Origin of the sequence: Streptococcus sp. 2342 (genome assembly GCF_013276795.1) — a bacterium.
In the GTDB taxonomy this organism is placed as follows: domain Bacteria; phylum Bacillota; class Bacilli; order Lactobacillales; family Streptococcaceae; genus Streptococcus.
In genome coordinates, this window is record NZ_VMLR01000006.1 from 37,333 (window position 1) to 59,793 (window position 22,461).

The following is a 22,461-nucleotide window of genomic DNA, read 5'->3' on the forward strand; positions in this document are numbered from 1 at the left end:
GATGAAAGAGATTATTGAAAAACTAGCAAAATTTGAAAATTTATCAGGTGTGGAAATGACGGATGTCATTGAGCGTATCGTAACTGGGCGTGTAACGGAGGCGCAGATTGCTTCTCTCCTCTTAGCTCTTAAGATGAAGGGGGAAACACCTGAAGAACGCACAGCCATTGCCCAAGTCATGAGAGGGCATGCCCAACATATTCCAACTGAAATTCATGATGCTATGGACAACTGTGGTACAGGTGGGGACAAGTCTTTCAGTTTTAATATTTCCACAACTGCAGCCTTTGTCTTGGCTGGTGGCGGTATTCACATGGCCAAGCACGGTAACCGTTCGATTTCTTCTAAATCTGGTTCTGCAGATGTTCTCGAAGCCTTGGGTATCAACCTAGACCTCAAACCAGCTGAACTAGGTAAGGTCTTTGATAAAACTGGCATCGTCTTTCTCTTTGCTAAAAATATGCATCCAGCAATGAAATACATCATGCCAGCTCGTTTGGAATTGGGAATTCCAACGATTATGAACTTGACTGGTCCTCTGATTCACCCAATGGCTTTGGAAACACAGCTTCTTGGAATTAGTCGTCCAGAACTTCTAGAAAGTACAGCTCAGGTTTTGAAAAATATGGGTCGCAAGCGTGCCATCGTGGTTGCTGGGCCAGAAGGATTGGATGAAGCTGGCTTGAATGGAACAACTAAGATTGCTCTTCTTGAGAATGGCGAAATCAGCTTGTCAAGCTTTACTCCAGAGGATTTAGGGATGGAGCGTTACGCTATCGAAGATATCCGTGGTGGCAATGCTCAGGAAAATGCAGAAATTTTGCTCAGCGTTCTTAAAAATGAACCAAGTCCATTCTTGGAAACGACAGTCTTAAATGCTGGTCTTGGTTTCTATGCTAATGGTAAGGTAGATAATATCAAGGAAGGAGTTGCCTTAGCTCGTCAAGTGATTGCTAGTGGCAAGGCTCTTGAAAAACTCAGACTGTTACAGGAGTACCAAAAATGAGTCAGGAATTTTTAGCACGAATTTTAGAGCAGAAGGCGAGTGAGGTGGAGCAGATGGAGCTGGAGGAAATCCAGCCCCTGCGCCAGACCTATCGCTTGGCTGACTATCTAAAGCAACACCAAGACCGCTTGCAGGTAATCGCTGAGGTCAAGAAAGCTAGCCCTAGTTTGGGAGATATCAATCTCGATGTGGATATTGTGCAACAGGCCCAGACTTATGAAGAAAACGGAGCAGTGATGATTTCTGTTTTGACAGATGAAGTTTTCTTTAAAGGGCATTTGGATTATCTACGGGAGATTTCCAGTCAGGTAAACATTCCGACGCTTAACAAGGACTTTATTATCGATGAAAAGCAAATCATTCGAGCTCGCAATGCTGGTGCGACAGTCATCTTGCTCATCGTTGCAGCCTTGTCAGAAGAACGTCTCAAGGAACTTTATGACTATGCGACAGAGCTTGGTCTGGAAGTTTTAGTGGAGACTCACAATCTAGCTGAACTAGAAGTGGCTCACAGACTTGGTGCCCAGATTATCGGGGTCAATAACCGCAACTTGACCACCTTTGAAGTTGACTTGCAGACCAGTGTAGACTTGGCTAAACATTTCAAAGATGATTGCTTGTACATTTCTGAATCTGCTATTTTCACAGGGCAGGATGCGGAACGAGTAGCATCATACTTTAATGGAATTTTAGTTGGGACAGCTCTTATGCAGGCAGAAGATGTAGCTCAGAGAATCAAGGAGTTGCAGATTGACAAAGGTTAAAATTTGCGGACTATCGACCAAAGAAGCGGTGGAAACAGCCGTCTCAGCAGGAGCCGACTACATCGGTTTTGTCTTTGCACCTAGTAAAAGACAGGTGACTTTGGATCAGGCTGCCGAGCTGGCAAAGCTTATTCCTGCAGATGTCAAAAAGGTTGGTGTGTTTGTTTCACCAAGTCGGGCAGAACTGCTAGAAGCGATTGAAAAAGTTGACTTGGACTTGATTCAAGTTCATGGTCAGGTGGCGGATGATTTGTTTGAGAATTTGCCTTGTGCCAGTATTCAGGCTGTGCAGGTGGATGGAGAGGGTCATGTGCCCAATTCTCAGGCAGACTATCTACTCTTTGATGCCCCTGTGGCAGGGAGTGGCCAGACCTTTGACTGGGGACAACTGGATACGACAGAATTAACTCAGCCCTTCTTTATCGCAGGTGGGCTTAATGAAGACAATGTAGTAAAAGCAATTCAACACTTTACTCCCTATGCAGTCGATGTATCAAGCGGAGTGGAGACAGACGGACAAAAAGATCATGAAAAGATTAGAAGATTTATAGAGAGGGTAAAGCATGGCATATCAGGAACCAAATAAAGATGGATTTTACGGAAAATTCGGCGGACGTTTTGTCCCAGAAACATTGATGACAGCAGTTTTGGAGTTGGAGAAGGCTTACCGTGAAAGTCAGGCAGACCCAAGTTTCCAAGAGGAATTAAATCAGCTCTTACGTCAGTACGTAGGACGTGAAACTCCTCTTTACTACGCAAAAAACTTGACCCAGCATATTGGCGGAGCCAAGATTTATCTTAAACGTGAAGACCTTAACCATACAGGGGCTCACAAGATTAACAATGCCTTGGGACAAGTTCTTCTGGCTAAACGCATGGGTAAAAAGAAAATTATCGCAGAAACAGGTGCTGGTCAGCACGGTGTAGCAACTGCAACAGCTGCAGCCCTCTTTAACATGGAATGTACTATCTACATGGGTGAGGAAGATGTCAAACGCCAAGCCCTCAATGTCTTCCGTATGGAGCTTTTGGGAGCCAAGGTTGAGGCAGTGACAGATGGTTCGCGCGTGCTCAAGGATGCGGTCAATGCAGCCCTTCGTTCATGGGTAGCTAATATCGATGATACCCACTATATCCTTGGATCTGCCTTAGGACCTCATCCATTCCCAGAAATTGTTCGTGACTTCCAAAGTGTCATCGGTCGAGAAGCTAAACAACAGTACCGCGACTTGACAGGTCAAGATCTGCCAGATGCCTTAGTAGCCTGTGTTGGAGGTGGTTCAAATGCCATCGGTCTCTTCCATCCCTTTGTAGAAGATGAGTCTGTAGCTATGTATGGAGCTGAAGCAGCAGGGCTTGGTGTGGATACAGAGCACCACGCAGCTACCTTGACCAAGGGTCGCCCAGGTGTCCTTCACGGTTCCCTTATGGATGTGCTCCAAGATGCCCATGGTCAAATTCTTGAAGCCTTCTCTATTTCAGCAGGTTTGGACTATCCTGGTATCGGTCCAGAACATTCTCACTACCACGATATTAAACGTGCTAGCTATGTCCCTGTGACGGACGAGGAAGCCTTGGAAGGATTCCAGCTCTTGTCTCGTGTGGAAGGGATTATCCCAGCCTTGGAATCTAGCCATGCTATCGCCTTTGCGGTGAAATTAGCCAAAGAACTGGGTCCAGACAAGTCCATGATTGTCTGTCTATCAGGTCGTGGGGACAAGGATGTGGTTCAAGTCAAGGACCGCTTGGAAGCAGATGCAGCAAAGAAGGGAGAAGCTCATGCCTAAGACATTAACAGAAAAATTGAATGCTATAAAAGCAGCTGGAAAAGGAATTTTCGTTCCCTATATCATGGCTGGAGACCACGAGAAAGGTTTGGATGGTCTCGGTGAAACAATCCACTTTTTAGAAGATTTGAGTGTCTCTGCCATTGAAGTGGGTATTCCCTTTTCAGATCCTGTCGCAGATGGACCTGTTATCGAAGAAGCAGGCTTGCGCAGTCTAGCTCATGGTACTTCGACACAAGCTTTGGTTGAAACCTTGAAAACCATTGAAACAGAGATTCCACTGGTCATTATGACCTACTTCAACCCCCTCTTTCAGTACGGTGTGGAGAACTTTGTCAAAGATTTGGCAGATACAGCGGTTAAGGGATTGATTATCCCAGACCTGCCTCATGAACATGCTAACTTTGTAGAGCCTTTTTTGGCAGATACAGACATCGTCTTGATTCCTCTAGTTAGTTTGACGACAGGGATTGAGCGTCAGAAAGAGTTGATTGAAGGGGCAGAAGGTTTTGTCTATGCCGTTGCTATCAATGGGGTGACAGGGAAATCAGGCAATTACCGAGCAGATTTGGACAAGCACTTGGCACAATTGCATCAAGTGGCTGACATCCCCGTCTTGACAGGATTTGGTGTATCTAGTCAAGCCGATGTAGAACGCTTCAATGCGGTGTCAGATGGTGTTATCGTCGGTTCAAAAATCGTAAAAGCTCTCCACAAAGGAGAGCCGATTCAGGACTTTATCAAACAAGCAGTAGCTTACCAAAAATAATCACACAAGTAGCGAGTAATAGGAAAGGCACGAAAGGAAGTCTTTCCTTTTTCTTTTGCAGGAGAAAGGCCAGAATCCCTGTTGCAGAAGCAAACTGAATCAAGATGAGTAATTCGGTCGCACTAAAGACGAGAGCACAAGAAGCTAAAAAGAGAAAATCCCCTGCACCCATACGGATATCGATAAAATGAGCTAGAATTCCTAGGACAAGGAAAAAGACCATGACCAGATTCCAGCCTGAGTAGACCATTAGAGGCAGATGGAAAGTTATCCAGACCAGTAAGGGATATTCCTGATGGCGAAAGTCGTAGATGCCCAAGGTCAAACCAGCAGTGATTAGGATGACTTGCCCCAAGGAAAGAAAACCCCAAGACCAAGATAGAAAGAGGAGTCCTAAGCTTAGTTCAAAGAGGGCATACCAGACAGGATAAGGAGCCTTGCAGTAGCGACAGCGAAAGCGATTGAAGATCTGCGAGAGAATCGGAATCAAATCTAAGGGACGCAAGCGAGTCTGACAGGAATCGCAGTGACTAGCAGGTCGGATAATGGACTGCTCAGGAAAACGGTCAATGACCAAACCGAGAAAGGAAGCGAGAATGCTCCCAACAAGAAAAAAATAAAAATCAATCATACTTATCTATTCGTAAAAAATAGGAGAAGTAGTATAATGGAGAAACATAGATAAGATGGTGAGGCAAAGATGATAATTCGTTTTGAAGAAAAGGTGAGCACAGAAAATGCTCAGCTCGTATGCCAATGGTCCAACTCCCTCGGCAAATCCTTTCAAGAACAATGGATGGGACCAATGATTCCTTTTCCCTTGACCATTCAAGTCTTGCAAGATTTGGAAGGAATCTTTTCAATCTTTGATGGATACGAGTTTGTGGGGCTTATCCAGAAAATCAGGCAAGAAGACAGCAATCTTCATATTGGAAGATTTTTTATCAACCCCCAGAAACAGGGGCAAGGCTTAGGTAGCCAGGCCTTAAGGAAATTTGTTAGTTTGACTTTTGAAAATGGAGACATAGATAGTATTTCTCTAAATGTCTTCGATGCAAATCAAGCAGCCAAGCACCTCTATCAAAAAGAAGGATTTGAAATTGTTCAAACCATTGAAGCACCTGCACGAAAATACCTTATGAAAAAGTTTAGATAGAAATCAAAAAAGCCTTGGTTCCCAAAGCTTTTTTATGTTATAAACTCATTAAAATAACTCCCAGTTAGATTTGGAATATTTTTTATTCTGTGTCATATAAAAATAAATAAAATGAATGGCTATAGCTAGAGCTAAAATGGTTGTTATACTCACTACTATTATAGGATTAGAAGCAAAGATTAAAGAGAGAATCAAGGCAGCCAGATAGAGTGTCGCTTGGACACAGTAGTAACTTTTCGAATAGCGAAGATAGTGTTTGTTATAGGGCCCATTTACTAGGACAGCAGCTTGAAAGAGGCCAAATCCGATATAAGAGAAGCTGGTTGCAAAGAGACGATTAGCTTCAGGATTCTGAAGAAAACTCATCGATACAGTCATCATCATAAGTCCAATGAAAATAGGATAGTGACTGTAAATTAGAAATAGTCCCTTTTGATTAGATTTTTCATCAATAGCATGGTCGAATTGACCAAAATAAAACAAGAACAGAGAAATCATAATAATGAGATAAAGAACCGAATAAATCGAGAAATTCTCGATTGTAAAGAAGTTAGCTAGATTCGTAATCATCTCTCCAAACGTAATAATGACAAGAAGGGAGATGCGCTCGATTAAATGGGGAAGATTTACCTGGTAATGCTTATCTTTATTAAGCAAGATACTTGGCATAATAAAGATAAACAGAATACTAGCAAAGAAGATATAGACTCTAACGTAAATAGGAAGAAGAGTTGCTAGATAGACTCCTAAACTTCCTAGACCTGTTATCCATAGAAAACCTTTGATACTTTCCCGTTCAACATCATCGGTTGATTTTCTAAAAAATTCAACCAAATATTGAAAAAATAAGGTAAGGGTTAATGTACCAATAGCCCAACAGAGATAATGAAAATATTGTTGCCAATCAGGTCCAATCATATTGGCTATAAAGAGTAAAAGTCCCATTTTGATAAACATGATTACCATGTTAAATAAAGAGTTCTTTCCATAGCGATTGGTATAATCGGTTTGAATCATCCAGGAATCGATGAGAACCAAAATAGCAATGAAAAAATCAAGGAAAGAATTCCAAGTCAAAATACCGTTATGAAGATGGTCGATTAAAGTAGTTACTTTTGAAATTGCAAAAACAAAAACTAAGTCATAAAAAAGTTCTGAAAATTCTACACGTTTATGTTTAATAAGAGTTGTCATCTTAAGACCTTTCTATTTTAGAAGTACAATTTACTATAACAGAAAATGGCAATAAAAGAAAAGGAGGTGCTTAAATAACTTCATATGGCGCAGTTCAGAAGGGGCGTTTTTTCTATCGTTTTTTAGTTCTAAGACTACACAAAAAAGCCTTGATTCCAAGGCTTTTCCTGTTGTATATAGATGCCCCCTACATGTAAATTAGCGTTAAAATAAGTTAAAATAAATAAGTAAAAAGCGATTAAATCAAGATATTATCACACGCTAGTTAGTATTGAAATTAAGGAAATTGACCAGTGGTTGACCAAATAAATTTTTAGTTTTTCCTGTAATTCCTAAGTTTAAAAAATCAATAATCACGATTTTTTATACATGGTTCGATACCGTGTTCGGCGCAATTGGTATAGTCCGATATGCATTCTCAAAAATGGTTTAAATAGCGTAGTCTTTTAAACTAGTTTTGTGAATCCAAAAAATCTTCCTACAAACGTAAGAAGATTTTTTTAATTATTCTATAATTGTATAATCTCCACTATCTAACAAGTCTATTACTTTTTGAACAAATTGAGTTGAAAGTAAATCTACTATATCAGCTCCATGAGTTTGAAAATTCTCATCTATTTCTTTGATTTCCAATTGAGTATTTTTTTCTACCCTTTCTTCTGTAATTGGGGTATGAAAACTATATTCACCGATTTCATAATATAAGAAATATAAATATTTTTTCTCACCTAAGCTATAATCAAAAAATTCAACTTCCTTATTTCTATCGTAGTCATAGTAACTATTTTCCCAAACAATATCATTTCTTTTTTCATTATATAGTTTTTCATAATTTTTTTGATAACTATAGACTCGTTGTCTTTTCTCACCTGCATACTGTTTATGAATTAATTTTGGACTGAAGTTTAATAATAAATCTTCTTTCATACTATAGTATTTTTCTTTCTGTTCTTTTGCATTTTCAATATTATTTTCTTTGTATCTATAGAATCCAGCTTGCTTATAATCTTCTATTTTATCTCGATAGTTTTTTGCTCTTTTATTAACAGAATATATACATTCTGCAATAATTTTATTTGTTATTTCTTTATTCTTAATTAAATCATTATATATCTTAGGAGTTCTCATTTTTTAATCCTCACATTATTTCTTTCTTTTAATATATTTTAACAAAAATCTTCCTATTTATGATAAGAAGATTTTTTTATTATTCTAATTTTTTCTACGTACTGTTACAACTCCAAATGTTCCAAGAATTGCACCGAATACCAACATTGCAACACTTGATGACTCTCCAGTATTTGGTAATGATTTTGAACGTTCTACTCGTGAATATGTCACTTTTTCATCTGCACCTGCTTTAACAGCTGGAGCTGAATATGTTTGTTGTTTATCTTTTGTTTGTTCTTTATCTTTCGCAACAACATCTTCTTTAGCATCCAAAGCAACATCTTTACCTGATTGTGAAGCTGGTTTTGTTTTATCAACATTTTTTTCAGTATTTTCTGTAGGTAAAGTATTAGAATCTGAATCTACTCGAGGTACAGCCACAACAGTTCCGTCTGGTAGAGTTGCAACTACATTATCTTTAGCTTTGTTTTCTAAGTCTAGCAACTTATCAAACTCTTCTTGGATTTCAGCTAATTTAGTTTGTTCAGCTTGCAATTTAGCTGTAACTGCGTCTACTTTATCTTGTGCCAATTTTGCAGAAGATTTTGCTTGAGTCAATTTTGTTTCCAAATCAGCTACTTTTGCTTGCGCATCTGTAAGATTCTTATCTGCGTTTAGATAAGCACTCAATTCTGTTGCAATTGATTTCGCATCTGATACCAATTGGTCTTTTTCTGCATGGAGCTTCGCTTGTTCATCTTGAAGTGCAGTCAACTTGTTTTCTTCTGTTTGCAATTTTGCTTGCGCATTTGTAAGAGCATTTTCAGCATCTTTTTGAGCAGTTTTAGCTGTAGCTAGTTCATCTTTAGCTGTTTCAAGAGCAATTTCTTTTTCTGCTTGGCTTCTTGAGAAGTTTTCAACAGCTTTTTCAGCAGTTGCTTTACGTTCTTGTGCATTTTTCAAAGCAAGGTTTGCCAATTGCAAGTTCTTTTCAGCAACTTCTGTTTGAAGTGGACTAGCTGTTTTACTTGCCAATTCTTTTTCAGCTTCTGTTTTAGCGTCAAGTGCAGAAGCATATTTGCGTGAAGCGGCTGCCAATTCTGCTTTAGCATTTGTAAGAGCAGTTTGAGCTTGGCTATTTTGTTTTTGTGCTTCAGCTAGTTTTGCTTCAAGTTGGGCAAGTTCTTGGTTGAGGTTGATTTTATGTTTACCATCGCTACCAAATGAGTTGACAAACCAACGTTTACCATTGATATTAGCGACAGTCATTGCAACACCACCACCGTTTAGGTTGTTAGCAGCGTGTCCCCAATTTGATTCATCATCTAAGAATGAATATTCTTTAAAAGCATCTAACACAGCATATTTCAAATCAAGCATTGTTGAAATTTGATCACTTTTATAGATGAATGCCATGTTTTCAGGATCAGTGTTTCTATTGATGTGACCAGCTACAGCAGGGTCAGTTCCACGAGCTTCATAAGCTTTAGCTTTTTGTTTACTGTGTTCAAGAGTATCTTGTGCAGCATAAGCTCGGTATTTTTCTGAATATCCCATTTTTTCTTGTAAAGCATTTACCAATTTAGCATAAAAATCACTAATTTCAGCAATTTCTTTATCGGTTAAATTGTCAATATTGATGCTGCGTTTATCATCATTCTTATTGAAGTCAACTGTTAGAGCTTTATGCATTTTTGCTCCCATTGTCAACATAAGTTCGTCTGCTTTACCATCTCTCTTATAACGATTACGTACATAATAGCTTTTAGCATCTGAGAATGTGATATCGTTCTTATCAAGACCATAATAAGCTTTTTCTTCATCTGTCAAATGATGAACTGGATTTCCCATATGAATGATAGCTTCACCAGAGAGAGCTTTCTGTGTATCCAAGGCAGTTTGCGCTTCTTTTTCTTTAGACGCTGTAGCATCTGCTTTTTCTTGGATGGATTCAACTTTTGTTTTATCTGCGTCCATCATTTCTTTAGCTAGTTTCAAGGCATCGTTTTTGACATTTACATTGTTTGTAGCTTGTTTGATGGCGTCTGCGCGGTTGCTATCTGCTTTCTTAGCAGTTTCGACAGCTGTTGTTGCACTTGAGATATTCGCATTTGCTTGTTCAATATCTTTTTCAGCTTGGGCAAGAGAGGCTTTGGCTTCGCCAAGTCCTGAACCATTTAGCGCGTCTTCAGCTGATTTTACATTCGCTTCTTTAGCGGTTACTGTTTTATCCGCTTCAGCTTTCTTACTTGTTGCGCTTGCAACGTTAGCTGTTTCAGTTGCTACAGTTTCAGTTTGAGCTTTAATCGCTTCAGTAGATGCTTCAGTTGCTTTTTGATTGGCTTCTTGAGCTTTTACATTCGCATCTTGTTTTGCTTTTGTAGCAGTGATATTTTCTTCTGTAGCATTGGCTTTAACAGCTTCAGCTGATTTCAAGTCCTCTTTAGCGCTTGTCAAAGCAGATTCAGTAGTTGTGACAACTTTGTTAGCAGAAGTAGCTTCAGCGGTTGCTGTTTCATTTTCAGCTTCAACTTGCTTAACAGTAGACGCTTGAGCATCAAGAGCAGGCTTGACATCAGAAGATTTCTTCACTTCTGGTTTTGCGTTAGCTACAGGTTTTGAAACAAGAGCAGGTTCGTTTACAGCAGTTGTATCAACTGCTGTTGTAGTAGTTGCTTCTTGAGCAAATGCAGGCACACCAACAGACGCAAGCGCAATAGCTGTTGAAGTTGTTAGGGTTTTCAGTTTCTTCATCATTTTCTCCTTTGATGGCTGATAAAATGAGCTAATTTTTATAGTTTTACTACACTATTTTATCATTATATAGTGTAATATTCAACACTTATATACTATACAAGTGTAATTTGTACTACTTATTATTTATAATGTTTATCTTTAAAATAATAGTGAAGGTAAACAATTATGAATCAAAACAACTTACAAACTTTTATTGCAAAAAGAATTAGATATTTACGATTAACAAAAGGGCTAAGCCAAGAAAAACTTTCCGAATTAGCCGGCTTAGGCTCGAAACATATCCACAACATAGAAAATGAAAAATATAATTTTCAAATACAAACACTGAATAAAATACTTATAGCTCTTGAAGTAGATGAAAAAACATTTTTTAATTTCGGTTTTCCAGAAAAGAGTAAAGAAATTGAAAATATTATCAATCAACTTGAACAAATACCAGAACCACAAAAAACAGATATAATTGATGCAGTAGCAACCCTATTAAACAACATAAATAACCGCTAAGATTCACACATCCTAGCGGTTATTTTTTATTCATTTATTTTCTTTCCTTATAATATGCAGATTTATTGTGAGACGAATAACGTTCCTTCGCCCTGTAATATTCAAAACTAGATTCTCTATCATCATTAGCATCAACAATTGTTAAAAAATCACTGTCTTTTTGCCATTGTTCAATATCAATAGAAGTAAAAAATTTTTCAAATAAAGCTGTTAGCATGACATCTCGAATCTCTTCTTTTGAAATAGAACCAGCCCATGACCTAAAAACAGCTCTTTCATGCATATCCTTTAGCTCATCTTCTGTTGCTTCTTCAAAATAGTTTTCACTATCTATGTTGCTTTTATAATCTTTGAACTTATCAAAATCAAATCCGCTCTTCTTAACTAAATATCGTTCACACCGTTTCTCTAATCTATCAAGAATTTCATAATTGAATACCTTTGTTCTGTTTCGACCAAAAGTTTTAGAATTAGCTTTATCCCACTGTCCCATAGCTTCCAATTCTGTAACAAATTTTCTACGTAAACTTTTTTTAATATTTTTTGTTTCCTCAATTTGATACTTTTGTATCATGTCATCAATAAATTCAGATAATCTTTTTAGTTTTAAATTAGTCATTTTTTATTCCTTAACACTTTCTAATGTATATCGTACACATAAATTATATATCGTAAATATTGATTTGTCAAATTTAAAATACACATTTTATAGATTTTCGAAAAAATTATTGCTAGAATAGACTCATAAAGTTACTGCTCTCGTAGCAAAACTTTAAAATACTTTTTAACAAAGGGGGCCAATTATGGCATTTTTTAAACGCACAAATGGCTACAGTGCTAGCCTAGCAGAACAAGCTCTTTCAGATGAAGTTGTAAAATTGGTTGGTAAACAACTTGAGATTCAATATGAATTTGAAAAATCGGGCGAAATTGTCAACGGTAAAGAAAAAATGAAACGTACAGATAACATTCAAGGCTATCAAGTTTACGTTGCAAGTGATAATCACAATCCTTTTAAGGTCAAGTTTTTACCAGAAAATAAGCCAAATTTATCAAAATTCGAAATCGGAGATATTGTTGAATTTGAAGATTTAGAAGCTTTTGAAAACCAGTACGGACAACTTTATTTCAGGGCAAAAGATATTAAGAAGAAAGGAAAATAATGCATGGCTTTTTTAATGAATAAAAGCCAAAATCAGAAAGTGTCAGAAGCGGTTGTTTCTGACACTACTGAATTTGGTAAAAACAAATTCGAATTAGAACAATTTATTTTGAGAAATTTGAATAACGCTCTCAATATTAATGATGAATCATCTTATTTAAATTCATTTGATATTAAGGTTGCAAGCAATGATTCCGGCGTTTTTTACGTCCCAAATCTCCCTGTAAGTTATTCTTTAAGCAAAAAACTATACTTTGATATTTTTGCAATTTGCGCTGGCATACTCTACCCATTCAAGACTCTCTTACCACAGAATAATGCTTTTTTTGTTCCTTATGATACAAAAAATGAAAATCAAGCACGTGCATTTTTCTTTCCTTGGGTTGATGGGATTCCAACTCGGTTAAAGATTGATAATCTTTCATCTTTTATTAAAAAGAACGTGTCAGAAAATACTCTCCCAATTATGGCTAACAATATTTGTAATATCCCAATGAAAGCGGTGACAAGTTTGGCGGTGAGTGGAGCATCTGGTACAGGAAAGACTCATTTCTTACGTTATTTGATTAGTTGTCTAAAATCTTTCACAAATCAAATTATTTGCGTCGACCCTAAAATCGCTGATGTTTACTTACTAAGTAAGGAATTAGGTTTAGAAGTATTAGCACCAACACATGGTTCAAACTTAAACAGTTTTATTACAGAGGTCAATGAATTGTTGGGTCGAATCATTAATAAGATATATGAACGGCAAAAAATATTATTAACAAATCCAAAAACTCAGTTTGAACGCATTTATATTGTTATTGATGAACTGTTGGCACTTGTTCAGGGGAGCTCTAAGCAGTCTCGTGAATCATTTGGGCAATTACTTGGGACGATTGCTCTTCTCGGCCGTCAGACCTCCATCTCACTCATTTTATGTAGCCAACGCTTTGATGCAACTGCATTTGGCGGTAATACAGCAGTACGTGAACAAATTAACTGTATCTTTATTTTAGGTGAGATAAATGCGAATACTTGTCAGTTTTTATTGCCCAACATCAATGTTGATAATATTGTAGTCCCACCTGGTATTGGTACAGGTATAGTCAAGTTTACAGATAGTGAACATCGAACGCATATTATGCCACTTCTAACCCCCTCTTATAACATCAGGAAGGAAGAAATCACATGACGAAATACTTTAATAAATACAATGTAGTTAATTTTACAATTTTTGTTTCTATTATATTTTTTATTTTAGAGCGTTTGGCTACATTTATCATTTTTCAAATACATATAGAAACATTTTTTTATTTTATTGTTTTTATATCAGTACTACGTTTAATTTCGAGTGTATCATTTATATTATTACTATTTATAATTAATATCGATTTTGCATTTAGAAATGCTGAATTTGATTATTTCAGAAATAGCATTAAGTCATATGTTGCGACGTGGCAAATGAGACGATTTTGTAGGCAGATAAATGTAGAGCCAACTTTGGAAGAATCTTCTCGCTACAGCAATTCAAAACAGGAAATTATCAGAAAAGCAAACCGTTCTCTATTGACATTAACTGTTGTTTACTATGAACAAAAAGCTGTTGCAACATGGACTTTTCCAGCGAATTGTGAAAGTTATAATATTATGGAAGAATTATTAGCACAGGCTAAAAGAGAATTAAATCAGTTAGATAGTAGATATTTATTTAATGATTTTATTAGATTAGAAAATAGTAGAACATTCAGCTCAACAGCATTTAGAAAAAAATAAAGGTGCGGTGTACTGCTACTGAAGGTAAGCAAGTACACCAGCACCATAAATTTAAAACAATTCACGTCTAATGAATAAGATTTTTATGTTGTGATGTGTCAAGAAAATATGATGTTTGTTTGGATGTGGATGCACGTTTTTCTCCGTCAGTGCATCCACATTCAAACCATATCACAACAACTCAAAATCAACACACACTCTCTATTTTGTGTCAAAATCAGGAAGGATTTTTATGAAGATTAATCAAAATGATAGAAAAAGAAAATTTTTTGGTCAAATTTCATTTGAATATGAACATAATGCAAATTTAAAATTAACTGAAAAAGATTTTCGTGAATCCGTTGTTCAACGTATTAAAGACTATTGTAAAAATGAAGATGATAGGTATCATATTATTTTTCATGATAAAGATTTAAAAGATGACGGAAGTTCAAAACCATTGCATGCCCATTTTTATATTGATTTCAAACATGCTCATACTTATTCATCTGTTTATAAAAGCTTATCAATTTCAAGAGAACAAAATTTAGAGTTTGTTCGTAGTTCGATAAAAGCATGTCGATATTTAACACATAGAAATGAACGTAATATGGAAGAACACAAATTCCCCTATGAGGTCAAAGAAGTCATTTCATCAGAAAATACAAACTATATCGATGATATCATGGGAAAAATCAAAAATCATAGCAAAGAAAAATCTGACAATGGTCTAGAAATAGACGATTATTGTTTAGAATTAAGCTATCTAATCTCAGAAGAAGGCTTACTTACAACTGAAGCAAAACAACAATTATTTGAGCAATTCACTCAACGGATAGCACAAAAAGCGTGGAATTCAAATAAAAGACAATTTGAGGAAAACAGACAAGAATTTATTCATAAGGAGTTTATTCGTATGAGTAAGGGCGAACGAAATCATACAGGTATTTATATTCAAGCTGAAGGAGGAACAGGAAAATCATATTTAGCACGCTTACTTGCAGAAGAACGTGATAGATTAGGAGCACATACCCCATCAATAAATAAAAAGCGTTTCGATTTAGGTTCTGGCTACAAAGGAGAAAAAACAATTGTAATCAATGAACTAGATGCAAGTTGTGGCATGACTTTTCGAGAGTTATTTCAGATACTAGAACCAGATTCAGCTACACAGTTAAGTTCACGGTTTAAAGATGCGTATATCATCAATGATTTAACAATTATCACAAATTCAGATAGTTATTGGGATTGGTGTGATTCGTGGTTTGGAAAGAAAAATAAAGAATATCATCAGCTAATGCGAAGAATTAGATTTGTAATTAAAATGATTCACGATGAAAAGAATAAGGTTATCAAAATTGAATTATGGAATTACACAGCAAAACGTGATTTAAAAGAAAAAGCAAAACAAGCATTTGAAAAATTACAGACGTATTCACTAAACAGTGTAGAAAATGAAGAAGAATTTCGAAAAATCGCTTCGGATATATTAGGAAGAATTAAGAAAGTAAAAAATATTGACAGCAAAAGAAAAGTTATCACTACAGACTCAACCGACCAAAGCGAGTGCAGTGATAACTAAAACTAGTGGAAATAATAAATACTATTTCTGCTTCTATTGTATCATAGAATAAGGAAAAATTATATGACAGATAAAATTTTAATCAAAATAGACAATTTAGAAGTACAGTTGCCTGCCTCTCATATCATAGTAGAAAAAGATGAATACCTCAACTTAAAAAACAAGGCTTCTCAGGGGAAGTATATGAGCTTATCCGAGGTTTTAGAGATGGTTTCAGTCTCTCGACCTTGGCTATTGGAACATGTTCTTTATCAACCTGCTATTCGCTCAAAAATCGATATTGATAAAAACAAAGATGGGTTTGTGAAATATCCAGACAGTCAGGGTGGACGGTACTATTTCTTAGCTAGTAAAACGAAACAATTTTTTGAAGAAAACTTTGCAGAAATCTTTAGTTTATGATACGATAATCAAGATAATATCTTGGTTATCGTCTTTTAGAAAGAGGTAATCATGTCAGTTTCATTCAGAAAACGAGGAAAAAAGAATTTATGGGATTATAGAATTTTTGATAAAAATAAAAAGGTGGTTGCTTCAAATTCAGGCTTTAAGACAAAAAGAGAAGCTGAAATTGAAGCGTTAGCTCTTGAGTTAAAATTGCTTAATGGTGCAATAATTGATAAAAATATTACATTCTATGCTCTATGGGAAAAGTGGCTAGAATTAACAGTTAAACCAATTGGAAAAGCGGAATCTACTTTCAATAAGCATCTAATACGTGGTAAATTCATTCAAGCATATTTCAAAGACAAACCAGCCTTAAAAATTAAAGCAAGCGAATATCAAGAATTTATTAATAAGTACGCTGAAACTAATAGCAGAGACAATGTTAGTAGAATGAATGCGGAAATTAGAAATGTGATTGTATTTGCGAAAAGAGATAAGCTTAATATCGAAGATTTTACTGAAGGAGTTATACTCTCAGGACGACCTCCACAAAAGCGAAGAGATGAAAAATATATTCATAGCTTTGAAGACTATCAAAAGTTAGTAACATATTTAGAAAGCAATCTTGATTTAACAACTTCAATCGTTCCACATTTACTATTAATTCAACTAAAAACGGGATTACGTGCAGGGGAAGTTGCAGGTCTCACATGGGATTGTGTATTGTGGGAAAGTTCAGAAATAAAAACATATCGCAGATATGATACTATAAAAAAACGTTGGACAAAACCCAAAACGGAAGATTCAGTTCGAACAGTTCCAATAGATGAAGATACATTAACAATTTTAAAGAAAATAAAACAAGAGCAATCTGTATTCATTGAAAATGAGATGATTACGAATAATGAAAATATGATTTTTATTGATTTGAATTATAATGTTGTAACAAATGCAGGAGTGAACAAGCATTTAAAACAAATTTTAAAGACCTTAAAAATTCATCCTCAAACTATGACAAGTACAGGTCTGAGACACACGTATTGTTCAACAATGTTAGCAATGGGTGTTGATATTTGGGCAGTTTCAAAATTAATGGGTCATAGAGATATTAAACAAATAACTGAAACTTATGGACATCTTATAAAAGAAAAAGCAGATATTGAAAATAACAAAGTTCGTGCTGTTTTGACGAGTTTAGTTAAAAAATAGAATTATTGACCAAAAGTTGACCAAATCAAAAAGAAACGTTGATTTAACAACGTTTCTAAACTATATACTATGCCCCCTACAGGGATCGAACCTGTGACCCACGGATTAAGAGTCCGCTGCTCTGCCAGCTGAGCTAAGGAGGCAAAGAAAAAGCTGTATTGGTGCCGAAACTTCACGGTTTGTATTGAACCCGCGCAATTAAGCAGGTGGGCAACTCGCTCTAACTGAAGCTGTTTCCGTGTGAGACGGCCTACATGCTGTTAGAAGACTTTTGTTTCCCTAATAATACAAAAAATAGTCGGTCAACACTTAAGTGTGAAGTCGTACACCACAGCGTTTCTATGTTTATATGATACCACTTTTTCAAAAAAAATCAAGAGGAAAGTGCAATTTTTTGAAAAGGATTTCAGATTTTTCGCAAACGGTCGATGGCTTCCTTTCTTTGAGCCAAAGCCCGTTCATATTTACCAGTGTCTTCTGCTTGGAAATAGTGATGATTACGGATTTTTTCTGGCAGATAGTCTTGTTTAATCCAATTTCCAGGATAGTTGTGTGGATAGAGGTAGTCTTGGGCATTCCCCAGTTCCTTGCTTCCACTGTAGTGCCCATCACGCAGGTGTCGCGGAATAGGCAAGTGCCCTGATGTTTTGAGGTCAGCAAGTGCCTTATCCATAGCTACATAGGCTGAGTTGGATTTTGGAGAAAGGGCCAAATCAATGACGACATTGGCAATGAGAATGCGGGCTTCTGGGAACCCAATCTTCTGGGCAGCATCCAGAGCAGTCACGGTATGAATCTGGGCCTCAGGATTGGCTAAGCCGATATCTTCATAGGCGATAACGGTCAAGCGACGAGCGAGACTTGGCAAATCACCAGCCTCAATCAAGCGGGCAGCATAGTGAAGACTGGCATCAACATCTGAGCCACGGATAGACTTTTGCAGGGCTGAGAGAACATCGTAGTGGCCATCTCCATCCTTGTCCATGGTAATGTAGCTCCGCTGCAAGCTATTTTCCATGATGTCTAGGGTGATGTGGCGGATGCCCTCGTCATTCTCAGGGGTAGAGAGAACTGCCAAGTCCAGTGAGTTAAAGGCAGAGCGAAGGTCTCCGTTTGTAGAGGTTGCGATGAAATCCAGCGCATCCTCATCTAGTTCTACTGGAAAATCAAAACCACGCTCAGGGTTACTTAGAGCTATCTGCAGGGCCTCTTTGACGTCTTGGTTAGACAGAGGTTCCAGTTCAAAAATTTGAACGCGACTGCGAATGGCAGGAGTGACAGAGAAGAAAGGATTTTCAGTCGTAGCGCCAATCATGATGACCAGTCCACTTTCCAAGAGAGGCAAGAGGAAGTCTTGCTTGGTTTTATCTAGTCTATGAATTTCGTCAAGGAGTAGTACAAGTCCCCCTGAGAATTTAGCTTCTTCCGCGATTTCTTGAAGTCGTTTTTTACTATCAACTGTCGCATTGAAAGTTCGAAAGGCATACTTAGTAGTCCCAGCGATGGCTGAGGCAATACTGGTCTTGCCGATTCCTGGAGGTCCATATAGAATCATGGAGGACAGGCGGTTGGCTTCCACCATACGGCGGATGATTTTTCCAGGTCCGACCAGATGTTCCTGACCGATGACCTGGTCGATGGTTTTAGGGCGCATGCGAAGCGCGAGATTGTCTGGCATAGCAGTCCTTTCTAACGTGGATTTTCTGATGTATATGTGGTAAGATGGTAGTATCTATTTTAGCATATTTCCGAGCAATCGGGGCGATTAAGAGTCGCATAGGAAGAGGACAAAATGGCAACATATGGATTTTTAGATGTTTTAGAGGAAGAGTTGGAGAAGAATTTTCCCTTTGACTTTGAGATTAGTTGGGACAAGCGCAATCACGCGGTTGAAGTGAGTTTTCTATTGGAAGCGCAAAATGCTGCAGGTGTGGAGATGGTGGATGAGGATGGAGAGGTTTCATCAGATGACATTCTCTTTGAAGAAGCAGTGCTTTTTTACAATCCTGCCAAATCAACAGTCAATGAGGAAGACTATTTGACTGTCATTCCTTATCTGCCTAAAAAGGGATTTTCTCGTGAGTTTTTAGCTTATTTTACCCTTTTCCTTAAAGATACTGCCGAGGTTGGACTAGATGCCCTCATGGACTTTTTGGAAGACCCAGAAGCAGAAGAATTCGTCATGGAATGGAACCAAGAAGTCTTTGAAGAAGGAAAAGTAGGTTTGGAAGAGGGAGAGTTTTATCCTTATCCGAGATACTAGGAGTTGGTTGGAGATTTTATGAAGAAAATTGGGATTTATTTGGTTTATGTGCTAGCTGTTGTCTTTATTATGCTGGCTTGTGCTTGTGGAACAATCGCATTTGCAGAGCTGGGGTATTCCGCAGTTTTAGTCTTTACTTTTGGTTATGCCTTCGCTCTTCTAAGCATGTATTTAATCTTGATTCTTCATGAGCTGGGACATGCTTTTTGTGGCTACTTGACAGGCTATCGGCTGGTGGCTTTTGGATTAGGACATTTTATTTTGACCAAAAAGTCAGGTAGGTTTCATCTTAGTAGAACAGCCATTCTGAAAAATGTTGGTGCTCAATACATTGGTTTAAAAGAGGATGAAAGCGATCAAAGAATCATCTTGATGCTTTCAGGAGGATTGATAGTTCATCTTTGCTTGATATTATTGGCGATAGTGTTTGGATTTTTAACAAGAAACTGGTATTTTGCAGGGACTTGGATTTTTCTTAATCTGTCTTTCTTCCTAAATAACATTTTACCAGTCGGCATCACCGATGGCGCAAAAATTTGGGAATTGCTACAACACCCTGAAAATACGAAATACGCCTACCTGATGTTGAGGCATTCTGCCCAGACCTTGCTAGCTCCTCAAGAATATGATTTAAAAGACTTTATCATGTCTGTTGATGAGGAGGCGAGAGGGAGTTTTGCAGAAAGTGTTCAGACTCTTCAGGGGTTGGTATTCATATTGGATGATAATATAGAGCTTGCAAAGCAAGAGTTTCAGTCTGTGTTAGAGAAAACAGATAATCCAATGTCTAAAACTAGTTCTCAATTATACCTTCTTCAAGTTGCTCTGATGGAAGGAGATAATAAGAAAGCGGAAGAATATGCAAGTATTCGAGGGGTCAAATCCTTTTTATCTCTAAAAACAGCAGATATGCAGGTCATTCAAGCTTGGTATCAATTTAAGGTAAGGAAAGATGTAGTTCAAACTCACAAGGCTATGAAGATTGCTAGACAGAAAATGAATAGCAGTCGGATGTTACGGGATGAGAAAAGCTATTATCAAAACTGGTTAGCCGAGCTGGAAAAGGAATTAACCGAAGGAGTCTAATATGGAAATAGAGATTTCTGATTTTACAGGCTGTAAGATTGCTTTGTTTTGTGGGGATAGGCTCTTGACTATCTTACGCGATGATAAGACAAGCATTCCCTGGCCCAATATGTGGGAACTGCCAGGTGGTGGACGCGAAGGTGATGAAAGTCCTTTTGAGTGCGTGGCGCGTGAAGTTTATGAAGAACTGGGAATTCATCTGACTGAGGATTGTCTACTATGGAGTAAGGTTTATCCAAGTATGCTTTTTGCGGATAAACAATCTGTATTTCTAGTCGGCAAGTTAACGCAAGAACAGTTTGACCAGATTGTATTTGGAGATGAAGGACAGGGCTATCAGTTAATGAATGTCGAGGAATTTCTTAGTTCCAGTCAAGTTGTACCTCAGTTGCAGGATAGAGTGAGGGATTATTTGGAGGAAAGTTTATGATAAGACTTGAACGAGCAGGAGCAGAGAATTTGGAGACCATCATTGCGATTCAAAGAGCTAGCTTTAAGGCGGTTTATGAGAAATACCAAGATGAGTATGATCCTTATCTGGAGGACCGTGAACGAATTAAGTGGAAACTAGTCGAGCGTCCCAATAGCTATTACTACTTTGTGAAAGAAAAGGGAGAAAATATCGGATTTTTACGAATTCAGACCAATGAAGAGTTAACGAATGCTTGGTTGGGAACAGCGGCAATTTTGCCCCAGTATCAAGGAAAAGGTTATGGTTCTGAAGGATTGGAATTGCTGGAAAAGGAATTTCCAACCGTTAGACAGTGGGATTTGTGTACGGTATTACAGGATGAAGGTATGGTTGCTTTCTATGAGAAGAACGGCTACCATCAAACCCATATTGAACCTGAAAAAGAAGGCATGGATATGGTATACATGAAAAAATGCATAGAGAAATAGAAAGGATAGTTCAGTTACATTTCTAAACTGAACCCGCCCTAAACACTGTGCCAAAAAGATAAACTTCTCTTAGACACAAGCGTCTTCAGAGAATTTTCTATTTTGGCTTTGTGTTTTACGGGCTTGGTATCTTAATAATGGAAACATGGCAAGAGTTAAAAGTTACAGTGAAGCGTGAGGGGGAGGAACTAGTCTCTAACCTCCTGATTGAGCTGGGAGCGCAAGGCGTTGCGATTGAAGACAGCATGGACTATGTGGGAAATGTTGACCGCTTCGGCGAGATTTTCCCAGAGGTTGAGCAACAGGAGGAAATCGTAGTGACAGCCTACTACCCTGAAACGGTAGATGTGGAAGTGGTTGAGGCAGACTTGCAGGCTCGCTTAGCAGAATTGGCAGATTTTATGGATTTGGGTGAGGTCAAGATGGGGACAACTGCTTTGGCTGAGGAAGATTGGGCAGACAACTGGAAGAAATACTATGAGCCAGCTCGTATCACTCATGATTTGACTATCGTGCCGTCTTGGACAGACTATGAGGCGACTGCTGGGGAAAAGATTATCAAGCTGGATCCTGGTATGGCTTTTGGTACGGGTACCCATCCAACCACTAAGATGAGCCTCTTTGCCTTGGAGCAGGTTCTTCGTGGTGGGGAAACAGTGTTAGATGTGGGGACTGGATCAGGTGTCCTTTCTATTGCCAGCTCGCTGCTTGGTGCTAAGGAAATTTTCGCCTACGACCTAGATGATGTGGCAGTTCGTGTGGCTCAGGAAAATATTGAGCTCAACCCTGGCATGGAAAATATCCATGTAGCTGCAGGTGATTTGCTTAAGGGTGTTGAGATTGAGGCAGATGTGATTGTAGCTAATATCTTGGCGGATATCCTCATTCATCTGACAGATGATGCCTATCGTTTGGTTAAGGACGAAGGCTACCTCATCATGAGTGGAATTATTAAGGACAAGTGGGATATGGTGCGCGAGTCGGCTGAGTCAGCTGGATTTTTCCTTGAAACTCACATGGTTCAAGGGGAATGGAATGCCTGTGTCTTTAAGAAAACCAAGGATATTTCCGGTGTGATTGGAGGCTAG

General features: G+C 37.8%; 24 protein-coding genes and 1 tRNA gene. 18 read left to right on the forward strand and 7 right to left on the reverse strand.

Annotated features, from left to right (window positions below; all coding sequences use genetic code 11):
• The first annotated feature begins 1 nt into the window (after nucleotide 1).
• The 5 genes from trpD to trpA are packed head-to-tail and all read left to right on the forward strand — an operon-like array spanning nucleotide 2 to nucleotide 4,326.
• The gene (trpD, locus tag HT689_RS07630) at nucleotides 2-1,006 is read left to right on the forward strand and encodes an anthranilate phosphoribosyltransferase (RefSeq protein WP_173225563.1); all 1,005 of its coding nucleotides are present in this window, start codon (nucleotides 2-4) and stop codon (nucleotides 1,004-1,006) included.
• The gene (gene trpC, locus HT689_RS07635; RefSeq protein WP_173225567.1) at nucleotides 1,003-1,770 is read left to right on the forward strand and encodes an indole-3-glycerol phosphate synthase TrpC; all 768 of its coding nucleotides are present in this window, start codon (nucleotides 1,003-1,005) and stop codon (nucleotides 1,768-1,770) included. Before trpD ends, trpC begins: the two co-directional genes overlap by 4 nt.
• A complete protein-coding gene (locus HT689_RS07640; RefSeq protein WP_173225570.1) occupies nucleotides 1,757-2,356 on the forward strand; it encodes a phosphoribosylanthranilate isomerase in 600 nt (199 codons plus the stop codon). The genes trpC and HT689_RS07640 overlap by 14 nt, the downstream gene beginning before the upstream one ends.
• Nucleotides 2,334-3,557, forward strand: coding sequence for a tryptophan synthase subunit beta (gene trpB / locus HT689_RS07645; protein WP_000331265.1), 1,224 nt, complete (start codon nucleotides 2,334-2,336; stop codon nucleotides 3,555-3,557). Before HT689_RS07640 ends, trpB begins: the two co-directional genes overlap by 23 nt.
• On the forward strand, nucleotides 3,550-4,326 hold the full coding sequence (gene trpA / locus HT689_RS07650) for a tryptophan synthase subunit alpha (RefSeq protein ID WP_173225573.1): 777 nt from the start codon (nucleotides 3,550-3,552) through the stop codon (nucleotides 4,324-4,326). The genes trpB and trpA overlap by 8 nt, the downstream gene beginning before the upstream one ends.
• On the opposite strand, the gene HT689_RS07655 is transcribed toward trpA, so the two are convergent.
• Complete coding sequence (locus HT689_RS07655) at nucleotides 4,298-4,957, reverse strand: A24 family peptidase (RefSeq protein WP_173225576.1); 660 nt, start codon at nucleotides 4,955-4,957, stop codon at nucleotides 4,298-4,300. The genes trpA and HT689_RS07655 overlap by 29 nt on opposite strands.
• A gap of 69 nt (nucleotides 4,958-5,026) precedes the next feature.
• On the opposite strand from HT689_RS07655, the gene HT689_RS07660 reads away from it, so the two are divergent.
• Complete coding sequence (locus HT689_RS07660) at nucleotides 5,027-5,482, forward strand: GNAT family N-acetyltransferase (protein ID WP_173225579.1); 456 nt, start codon at nucleotides 5,027-5,029, stop codon at nucleotides 5,480-5,482.
• A gap of 48 nt (nucleotides 5,483-5,530) precedes the next feature.
• Here HT689_RS07660 and HT689_RS07665 read toward each other — a convergent pair whose 3' ends face one another.
• The 3 genes from HT689_RS07665 to HT689_RS07675 all read right to left on the reverse strand — a co-directional run bounded on the left by HT689_RS07665 (nucleotide 5,531) and on the right by HT689_RS07675 (nucleotide 10,540).
• Nucleotides 5,531-6,676, reverse strand: coding sequence for a low temperature requirement protein A (locus HT689_RS07665; RefSeq protein WP_173225582.1), 1,146 nt, complete (start codon nucleotides 6,674-6,676; stop codon nucleotides 5,531-5,533).
• A gap of 504 nt (nucleotides 6,677-7,180) precedes the next feature.
• A complete protein-coding gene (locus HT689_RS07670; protein WP_153193056.1) occupies nucleotides 7,181-7,804 on the reverse strand; it encodes a hypothetical protein in 624 nt (207 codons plus the stop codon).
• Between the two features lie 84 nt (nucleotides 7,805-7,888).
• Nucleotides 7,889-10,540: an SEC10/PgrA surface exclusion domain-containing protein gene (locus HT689_RS07675; protein ID WP_173251527.1), complete on the reverse strand. Its 2,652-nt coding sequence runs from the start codon at nucleotides 10,538-10,540 to the stop codon at nucleotides 7,889-7,891.
• 168 nt (nucleotides 10,541-10,708) lie between these two features.
• Here HT689_RS07675 and HT689_RS07680 point away from each other — a divergent pair, with 168 nt between their 5' ends.
• Nucleotides 10,709-11,047: a helix-turn-helix transcriptional regulator gene (locus HT689_RS07680; protein WP_061417958.1), complete on the forward strand. Its 339-nt coding sequence runs from the start codon at nucleotides 10,709-10,711 to the stop codon at nucleotides 11,045-11,047.
• Between the two features lie 34 nt (nucleotides 11,048-11,081).
• Here the strand turns inward: HT689_RS07680 and HT689_RS07685 are convergent, their stop codons facing one another.
• Nucleotides 11,082-11,666: a hypothetical protein gene (locus HT689_RS07685; protein WP_153193058.1), complete on the reverse strand. Its 585-nt coding sequence runs from the start codon at nucleotides 11,664-11,666 to the stop codon at nucleotides 11,082-11,084.
• Between the two features lie 184 nt (nucleotides 11,667-11,850).
• Between HT689_RS07685 and HT689_RS07690 the strand changes: the two genes are divergently transcribed.
• The 6 genes from HT689_RS07690 to HT689_RS07715 all read left to right on the forward strand — a co-directional run bounded on the left by HT689_RS07690 (nucleotide 11,851) and on the right by HT689_RS07715 (nucleotide 17,124).
• Nucleotides 11,851-12,210 carry a hypothetical protein gene (locus tag HT689_RS07690; RefSeq protein WP_102211522.1) on the forward strand — a complete coding sequence of 120 codons (360 nt, stop codon included), beginning with the start codon at nucleotides 11,851-11,853 and terminating at the stop codon, nucleotides 12,208-12,210.
• 3 nt (nucleotides 12,211-12,213) lie between these two features.
• Nucleotides 12,214-13,386: a cell division protein FtsK gene (locus HT689_RS07695; RefSeq protein WP_153193059.1), complete on the forward strand. Its 1,173-nt coding sequence runs from the start codon at nucleotides 12,214-12,216 to the stop codon at nucleotides 13,384-13,386.
• Nucleotides 13,383-13,967 carry a hypothetical protein gene (locus tag HT689_RS07700; RefSeq protein ID WP_153193061.1) on the forward strand — a complete coding sequence of 195 codons (585 nt, stop codon included), beginning with the start codon at nucleotides 13,383-13,385 and terminating at the stop codon, nucleotides 13,965-13,967. The genes HT689_RS07695 and HT689_RS07700 overlap by 4 nt, the downstream gene beginning before the upstream one ends.
• A 232-nt stretch (nucleotides 13,968-14,199) precedes the next feature.
• On the forward strand, nucleotides 14,200-15,528 hold the full coding sequence (locus HT689_RS07705) for a Rep family protein (protein WP_153193063.1): 1,329 nt from the start codon (nucleotides 14,200-14,202) through the stop codon (nucleotides 15,526-15,528).
• Nucleotides 15,529-15,591: 63 nt separating this feature from the next.
• On the forward strand, nucleotides 15,592-15,930 hold the full coding sequence (locus tag HT689_RS07710) for a DUF771 domain-containing protein (protein ID WP_153193064.1): 339 nt from the start codon (nucleotides 15,592-15,594) through the stop codon (nucleotides 15,928-15,930).
• Nucleotides 15,931-15,981: 51 nt separating this feature from the next.
• On the forward strand, nucleotides 15,982-17,124 hold the full coding sequence (locus HT689_RS07715; RefSeq protein WP_153193065.1) for a site-specific integrase: 1,143 nt from the start codon (nucleotides 15,982-15,984) through the stop codon (nucleotides 17,122-17,124).
• A gap of 70 nt (nucleotides 17,125-17,194) precedes the next feature.
• Here HT689_RS07715 and HT689_RS07720 read toward each other — a convergent pair.
• Nucleotides 17,195-17,267, reverse strand: a tRNA-Lys gene (locus HT689_RS07720).
• Between the two features lie 263 nt (nucleotides 17,268-17,530).
• A complete protein-coding gene (locus HT689_RS07725; protein WP_173225588.1) occupies nucleotides 17,531-18,802 on the reverse strand; it encodes a replication-associated recombination protein A in 1,272 nt (423 codons plus the stop codon).
• Nucleotides 18,803-18,916: 114 nt separating this feature from the next.
• Between HT689_RS07725 and HT689_RS07730 the strand changes: the two genes are divergently transcribed.
• From HT689_RS07730 to prmA, 5 genes are all read left to right on the forward strand, one after another.
• On the forward strand, nucleotides 18,917-19,387 hold the full coding sequence (locus tag HT689_RS07730) for a DUF3013 family protein (protein ID WP_173225591.1): 471 nt from the start codon (nucleotides 18,917-18,919) through the stop codon (nucleotides 19,385-19,387).
• Nucleotides 19,388-19,405: 18 nt separating this feature from the next.
• Nucleotides 19,406-20,473, forward strand: coding sequence for a M50 family metallopeptidase (locus tag HT689_RS07735; RefSeq protein ID WP_173225594.1), 1,068 nt, complete (start codon nucleotides 19,406-19,408; stop codon nucleotides 20,471-20,473).
• A 1-nt stretch (nucleotide 20,474) separates the two neighbouring features.
• A complete protein-coding gene (locus tag HT689_RS07740) occupies nucleotides 20,475-20,903 on the forward strand; it encodes an NUDIX hydrolase (RefSeq protein WP_173225597.1) in 429 nt (142 codons plus the stop codon).
• Nucleotides 20,900-21,373 (forward strand): GNAT family N-acetyltransferase, encoded by a 474-nt coding sequence (locus HT689_RS07745; protein WP_173225600.1) that lies wholly within the window; start codon nucleotides 20,900-20,902, stop codon nucleotides 21,371-21,373. The genes HT689_RS07740 and HT689_RS07745 overlap by 4 nt, the downstream gene beginning before the upstream one ends.
• Before the next feature lie 137 nt (nucleotides 21,374-21,510).
• On the forward strand, nucleotides 21,511-22,461 hold the full coding sequence (gene prmA, locus HT689_RS07750) for a 50S ribosomal protein L11 methyltransferase (protein WP_173225603.1): 951 nt from the start codon (nucleotides 21,511-21,513) through the stop codon (nucleotides 22,459-22,461).